Here is a 274-nt window from a genome sequence, read left to right on the forward strand (position 1 = left end):
GGCCAATTATCCGGATACGACGCGCTTCGTCATCGAGCCGGTGGCGGTGACCAAAACCAAGGGCACTATCACCGTCCATACCTTCGATGCCGCGGCCCTCGAATCCGGCACGCTGCCGATCGAGTTCATCGGCTGCTCCTCGGTGACCGACACCAATCTGATGTCGGGCAAGAACGCCTGGGGCGAGGCGGACGCCAACTTCAACAAGTTCGCGCCGCACCTGAAGGACATCGAGGTGCCGTCGGAGACCTTGCAGACGCTGCTCGACCGCAAC

General features: G+C 62.4%; 1 pseudogene. It reads left to right on the forward strand.

Features of this window, described 5'->3' with window-relative positions:
* Positions 1–274: pseudogene (locus tag EN852_RS39025) on the forward strand (FkbM family methyltransferase); the annotation flags it as partial.

This window comes from Mesorhizobium sp. M2E.F.Ca.ET.209.01.1.1 (assembly GCF_004010375.2).
Classification (GTDB): Bacteria; Pseudomonadota; Alphaproteobacteria; order Rhizobiales; family Rhizobiaceae; genus Mesorhizobium.